The sequence below is a fragment of the Paracoccus rhizosphaerae genome (assembly GCF_026162645.1).
GTDB lineage: Bacteria > Pseudomonadota > Alphaproteobacteria > Rhodobacterales > Rhodobacteraceae > Paracoccus > Paracoccus rhizosphaerae.
Genome location: NZ_JAOTBE010000109.1, coordinates 1 through 6,397 on the forward strand (window position 1 = coordinate 1; position 6,397 = coordinate 6,397).

The window sequence follows — 6,397 nt, forward strand, 5'->3', positions numbered from 1 at the left end:
GAAACCGTTCACATGATCCGAAAGGGTCAACTCGGCGGAACCCGCTTTACCGCCTTCCAGCAATTTGCGGCGCTTGCGGCATAGTCATGCCTCCACAACGGCTGACGGCTGACTGGCAGAATTCATGCGACAGAACCGAACGAGCAGCTGAAAAGTTCGATGGCATATTGAGCAGCGGTGAAGCCACTCTGGGCCGGCCGGAGGCCCGGCAGATAATCTCGCTCTGTACCGCCCGCACGAAAAACCGGCCGGACAGTGCTGCGATCCTCTCGGACAAGGTCTTCATCCGCTCTATGACGAGAGTTGACGCCCAGCAACTGCAGCGGGATGCGCCAAGGCAGCGGCGATACCGCGGAGTTCAGCCAGCCCCTTCAAGCGACCGATTGCCGGATAGCCAGGCTGCGCCTTGCGGTTCTGGTCATCAAGAATATCCTGTCCGTGGTCGGGGCGCATCGGGATCTGACAGTCAGCCCGGCCTTCCGCCTGACGCCGTGCTTCCTCTGCCAGAATGGCAGCGATCATGACCACCATGTCGGTATTACCCTCAAGATGGGCCGCCTCATGGAACGAGCCGCCTAGATGTGCTTCCTCGAGCGCGACATTGCGCAGATGCAGGAAATGCACACGGTCTCCCAGGCGCGACATCATGCCGGGCAGATCGTTGTCGGCGCGCGCCCCCAACGAGCCGGTGCAGAGCGTGATGCCATTGGCACGAAGGTCCACCGCATCCATGACCGCCTTGTAGTCGGCCTCGGTCGACATGATGCGTGGCAGTCCCAGCAGCGGGAAAGGCGGATCATCGGGGTGGCAGCACAGGCGCATCCCCAGCTCCTCGGCCAAGGGCGTCACCTCGGCAAGAAAATCGATTAGATGCGCGCGCAGTTGGTCCGGGGTGATGCGGTCATAGTGGGCCAGATGCGTCTTCACGTCGTCCAGCGTCATCCGCTCAGCTGCGCCGGGCAGGCCGAAGACAACGTTGCCGGTCAATTCCTGGCGGCGAGCATCGTTCATGGTCGCCAGCCTGTCGCGAGCCTTCTCGACGATCTCCGGAACATAGCCCTCGGTCGCGCCGCGGCGGTCGAGGATGAACAGATCGAACGCCGCAAAATCGATGGCGTCAAAGCGCATGCAGGTTGCCCCGTTGCGCAGCCGATAGGCCAAGTCCGTACGTGTCCAGTCGAGGATCGGCATGAAATTGTAGCAGATCACCTCGAGACCCGCCGCGCGCAGGTTGCGCATCGAGGTCTTCCAGTTGTCGATGTGCCGCTTCCAATCGCCGGTCTGCCGCTTGATATCCTCGGAAACCGGCAAGCTTTCGACGACATCCCAGGTCAGTCCTGACGGGCTGCCGTCCTTCATGACGGCAAGCCTCGCCTGACGTTCCTCGATCTCGGCCGGTTGCCACACCTCGCCCGTCGGCACGTGGTGTAACGCTGTCACGACGCCTTCGACACCAGCCTGCAGCATGTCGTCGATGGAAACGAGGTCCTTGGGTCCGAACCAACGCCAGGTCTGTTTCATGTTGAGGTCTCTCTGTCGTCGGCCGATCAGCTGTCGGCAAAAGAAAGTTGCACCTTGACCGAACGCGCCCTGTCGGACGCGGCCCGGAAGGCGGTTTCGGCATCAGTCATCGGATAGGTTGCGGTGATCATCGGAAGCGGGTCAATTTCGCCAGTGCCGATCAACCGGACCGCCTCGGCAAATTCTGTGTCGAAGCGATGTGACCCTGCGAAGACGATCTCCTTGCCGACCATCAGGTTCAGCGGCAGGGCGGTCGGTCCCGCCACGCCCACCTGGACGAGGGTTCCAAGCGGACGCAGGCAGCTGACCGCGTCGGTAATGGCCGAAGCCGCCGCCGAACATTCGAAGACCAGGTCAACGCGGCCCTTCTCTGACCGCCACTGGTCGAGGCCAGCCGCATCCGTGACGGGGTTCACCAGATGATCGGCGCCCATCTTGCCGGCGACGGCCAGCGTCGCGTCCTGGATATCGGTCACGATGATGGTGGCCGCGCCGCGTTGCCGCGCCACCGCAACGCAGAGGGCGCCGATCGGCCCGGCACCGGTAACCAGCACCGTCTTCCCAACCAGCGGACCCGCCATCGCCTCGGCACGGTTGGCGGCGTGGACGCAGACCGCCAATGGCTCGGCGCAGGCTGCGGCGCCGGGGGTGATGCCTTCGGGCAGAGGATGGCATTGCGCTGCGCCGATCGTCATCCAGTCGCGGAACATGCCCTGTTCGTGCGGAAGGTACATGGCCGATCCCTTGAACCGCATCGCCAGGCAGTGATGCGGCAGGCCCTGGGTGCAGAACCTGCATGTCCCGCAAGGGTGCGAGGGGTTCATGGCGACCAGCTGCCCCTTGTGCAGATCTTCCACGCCCGGGCCGACCTCGGTAATCCTGCCTGCAGCCTCATGACCAAGGATGATAGGCTCGCGGACGCGGATCGTGCCGATCCCGCCTTCCTGCCAGTAATGCAGGTCTGAGCCGCAGATGCCGGCTGCCAAAACAGCCACGCGGACTTCTCCGGCTTGCAAAGGCGCAGGTTCTGTTGTGGCGATGTTCAGGTCGTTTTGGCCGTTCAGGCGAACGACGCGGTTCGGGGCAAGCTCAGTCATGGAACCTCAGGGCATCAGCCAGTTGGGCAGCCAGGTGGACAGCGGCGGGAAGTAGCTGACCATCAGCAGCATGAACAGGTTCGTCAGGATATAGGGCGTGATAGCCCGGATCACCGGCGACAGCGGAAGCCGCGCGATATTGGCGGCCACAAAGAGGCAGACCCCCACCGGCGGGGTGGTCAGGCCGATCATCAGGTTCATGACGGCGAAGACGGCGAAGTGCAGCGGATCGATGCCCACTGCCAATGCCAGCGTCTGCAGCGGCACGAACAGGATGATCAGCGCCGCGATCGTTTCCATGAACATGCCGACGAACAGCAGCAGCAGGTTAATCAGCAGGATCACCAGGAACCTGTTGTCGGTGATCGACAGCACCCCGTCGGCAAGCATCTGTGGAATGCGTTCTGACACCAAAATCCAGCCGAAGACATTGGCCGTGCCCACCAGCACCAGGATGCCGGCCGCGCTGATGGCGCTGTTGGTGATGATGCCGGGGATCGCGCGCCAAGGCAGTTCTCGATAAACGAAGAGGCCGACAAGCATGGCGTAAAGCGAGGCCACGATCGCCGTCTCTGTGGGTGTGGTATAGCCAGTCAGCAACCCGCCAACGATCAGGACCGTCATTGCGATCGCCCATATTGCCCCGCTGAATGAACTGAAGAGCTCCTTCATGCCCTGCCAGGGCTCGCGGGGGAACTTGTGCTTGCGGGCCAGAATGACCGTGGTGACCATCATCGCCAGCCCCATCAGGATGCCGGGGACGGCGCCGCCCAGAAACAGCTTGCCGACCGACATCCCGGACAGCGAGCCCACAATGATCATGGGCACGCTCGGCGGGATCATCGGACCGACGGTCGAGGACGAGGCAGTAACGGCGGCCGAGAACGCGGCAGGGTAGCCCGCCTTTGTCATGCCGGGGATCATCATGCCGCCGACCGAGGCGACATCGGCCACTGCAGTCCCCGAGATGCCGCCGAACAGCATCGAGGCCGCAATGTTGGCCTGTGCCAGTCCGCCGCGCATCCAGCCAACCAAGGCGTTGGCAAAGCGGATGATCCGTTCGGTAATGCCGCCAGAGTTCATCAGGTTGCCTGCCAGGATGAAGCCGGGAATGCACAGCAGCACGAAGCTGTCGATCCCGGCGTACATCTTCTGCGGGATGACAACGAGGGGGATTTCAGCGAATAGCAGGTAGGCCATGGACGACAGGCCAAGCGTCACGGCTACCGGCAGGCCGATGGCTAGCCCCAGGACAAAAACGCCAAGAAGCAGGGTCAGTCCCATCAGAGTTCCTCCGACACGGGAAGAGGGCGGCCGTCATTCCGACCGGTCAGCATCTCGTACACCCGCATCAGTGCCCAAAGGCCAAGAGTGACGAACAGGACCATCATGGTCGCATGCAGGAAGTCCATTCTCCAGCCAAGCGAGGGCGCCGTCTGCCTTGCACCCACCTGGGTGAACTGCCAGGCTGCCGACACCAGAAGTCCTGCAAACAGCACCGTCACGATGGCGCTGGTCAACCGCAGCAGCCAGGGTAAGCGGCCGGGCAGGCTTTCGCAAAGCAGATCGACGTTCACCATGTCGCCAGTGCGCAAAGACACCCCGGCGCCCAGGGCGGCAATGTAGATCAGGCAAAAGCGCGTCAGCTCCTCGGTCCAGACCGGGGCCGTGGCCAGGAACGTGCGGGCAAAAACCTGGAGCAGGACTGATGCCGAAAGTAGCAGGAACGCAGCGAGGATCAGGAGGCGGCAAAGCCCCTCCAGACCATTGAAGGCCTTGGTCATGGACTGTCTCCGGTGACGGCGCCGGGATATGACCCCGGCACCAAGCTTCAGTTGTTGAAGATCTCTTCGACGGTGGGGCGGATTTCCTCGGCCACGCCAGCAATCACCGCGTCACGGGCCGCGTCGGCAAATGCCTGCTGGTCAACCTCGACGAAGGTCACACCCTCGGCCTCGAGCTGTTCGACAAGTTCCTGCTCGTTGGCCAGGAAAAGCTCGCGCTCAAACTTTTGGGTGCTGTCAGCTGCCGCCTGCACGGCGGCCTGATCTTCAGGCGACAGCTTGTTCCAGGCATTCTCCGAGATGGTCAGGTAGATCCATGACCGCACGTGCTCGGTCAGGTTGACTGTGTCCTGTACTTCATAGAAACCGCCGGACTGGAACAGGGCAAGCGGGTTTTCCTGCCCGTCGATCGTTCCATTCTGAAGTGAGGTGAAGACTTCAGAGAACGCCATGGGTGTGGGATTCGCGCCCAAAGCCTGCCAAGTGGAGACGAACAGCGGCACGTTCGGTACCCGCAGCTTGAACCCGTTCAGCTGATCGGGCGACGTGATCTCCTGGTTGGCCGACAGGTTGCGTGGTCCGCGGGCAAAGTAGGTCAGCGGCCGGATGCCGGCCTTGTCGATGATCTCGGCTTCGATCCGGTCGCCGATCTCACCCGATGCGACGTCATCCATGTGTTCCAGCGATCGGTACGCATAAGGCAGCGCTAGCAGCGCCGCCTGGGGCGCCCAGTTCTGCAGGCTTTCACCCGTTATTGTCATGTCGGCAGTGCCGAGCTGCATGCCGTTGATGACGTCAATCTCCTTGCCAAGAGACTCGTTTGGGAAAACTTGAACCTCGACGCGGCCTTCGGTGCCCTTTTCGACCTCTTCGGCAAAATGAAGCGCCGCCTTGTGCCAGATGTTCTCCTCGTTGGCCAGATGGCCCAGCTTGAGCGTGACATCAGCGGCCATGGCTGTTGTGGCCATCAGTGTCGCCGCAATGCCGGCAGTGAAGAAGCGGGTGATCGTCATGTGGTCCTCCTCCAAGGATCAGGTCCGGCGGTGCCGGGTTTTAAGTAAAATAGTCGGGGCGCTGTTGCTTGATGATCGGCAGGTCTGCCAGGATCCCTTGCAGATGGGTGCGCATTGCGGCCTCGGATCGTGCGGCATCGCCGCTCTCGATCGCCAGGACGACCGCCCTGTGTTGCCCGATAAGCCGTTCAACCGAAAAATGTTGGGTCGACAGGACGCGCACCCGGTCCATCTGCGCTTTCATCTCCACGACAACTTGCCAGGCGCCTGATTTTCCGGCGGCATCGGCAAGGGTTCGATGGAACGCCTCGTCAGCCTCGATGAAGTCGGCAGGCGATCCACCAATAAGCTCGGACTGACGTGCCAATTGAACCTGCAGGTCATCGATAACTGCAATGTCCGGCTTCGCCGCAAGCAGCTTGACGATATCGGCTTCTATGGCCTCTCGAACGAAGCGGGCATCCATCACGGCGTCCACCGAGATGCGGGTCACGAATGTGCCGCGCTGCGCACGGACATCAACAAGTCCATGTCCCGCCAAGGCGATGAACGCTTCACGGACAGGTTGCCGGCTGACCCCGAACTGCTGCGCCGTATCGACTTCCGACAAGCGCGTCTCCGGGGGTAATGCGTTCGAAACGATCGCTTCGCGCAACGCGTGGTACAGCATGGCAGCTGTATTCATGCGTACGGGCTGCTGGTCGCGCCACCTAGATGTTGCCAGAGCCTGCATCTAATTGGATCCTCCTGCGGGTGTCATAAACTATACTACCATTCCAGTCTAGAAGTTTTTCCACTTGTGAAGTGCCCTCAGGACGGACGTGGTCATGAATAGCCATCAGTAATACGAGGCAGACCCCTGCTAGGGTCAGGATGCATTGATTTTCGATGTGCTGCGTGATTCACGGCTCGGAAAACGGAGCGGTGACATGAGCGACCTTTTCTGGCTGACCGACGCGCAGATGGCCAAGCTTTCCCCTTT

6 protein-coding genes and 1 pseudogene are annotated in these 6,397 nt (G+C 61.6%); 1 reads left to right on the top strand and 6 read right to left on the bottom strand.

The features are described from left to right. A pseudogene (locus tag OC184_RS20750) lies at positions 1 to 84 on the top strand (IS6 family transposase); the annotation flags it as partial. A gap of 207 nt (positions 85 to 291) precedes the next feature. Here the strand turns inward: OC184_RS20750 and uxuA are convergent. From uxuA to OC184_RS19185, 6 genes are read right to left on the bottom strand one after another with little or no spacing between them, the layout of a single operon-like run. Beyond that, positions 292 to 1,521 carry a mannonate dehydratase gene (gene uxuA / locus OC184_RS19160; RefSeq protein ID WP_265508753.1) on the bottom strand — a complete coding sequence of 410 codons (1,230 nt, stop codon included), beginning with the start codon at positions 1,519 to 1,521 and terminating at the stop codon, positions 292 to 294. Between the two features lie 26 nt (positions 1,522 to 1,547). Beyond that, a complete protein-coding gene (locus tag OC184_RS19165; protein ID WP_265508754.1) occupies positions 1,548 to 2,618 on the bottom strand; it encodes an L-idonate 5-dehydrogenase in 1,071 nt (356 codons plus the stop codon). A gap of 6 nt (positions 2,619 to 2,624) precedes the next feature. Continuing rightward, positions 2,625 to 3,902: a TRAP transporter large permease gene (locus OC184_RS19170; RefSeq protein WP_265508755.1), complete on the bottom strand. Its 1,278-nt coding sequence runs from the start codon at positions 3,900 to 3,902 to the stop codon at positions 2,625 to 2,627. Beyond that, positions 3,902 to 4,402: a TRAP transporter small permease gene (locus OC184_RS19175; RefSeq protein ID WP_265508756.1), complete on the bottom strand. Its 501-nt coding sequence runs from the start codon at positions 4,400 to 4,402 to the stop codon at positions 3,902 to 3,904. The genes OC184_RS19170 and OC184_RS19175 overlap by 1 nt, the downstream gene beginning before the upstream one ends. 47 nt (positions 4,403 to 4,449) lie before the next feature. Then, entirely contained in the window at positions 4,450 to 5,415 is a 966-nt protein-coding gene (locus tag OC184_RS19180) for a TRAP transporter substrate-binding protein (RefSeq protein ID WP_265508758.1), read from the bottom strand. 40 nt (positions 5,416 to 5,455) lie between these two features. Beyond that, the gene (locus tag OC184_RS19185; protein WP_265508759.1) at positions 5,456 to 6,148 is read right to left on the bottom strand and encodes a GntR family transcriptional regulator; all 693 of its coding nucleotides are present in this window, start codon (positions 6,146 to 6,148) and stop codon (positions 5,456 to 5,458) included. Positions 6,149 to 6,397 lie beyond the last annotated feature (249 nt).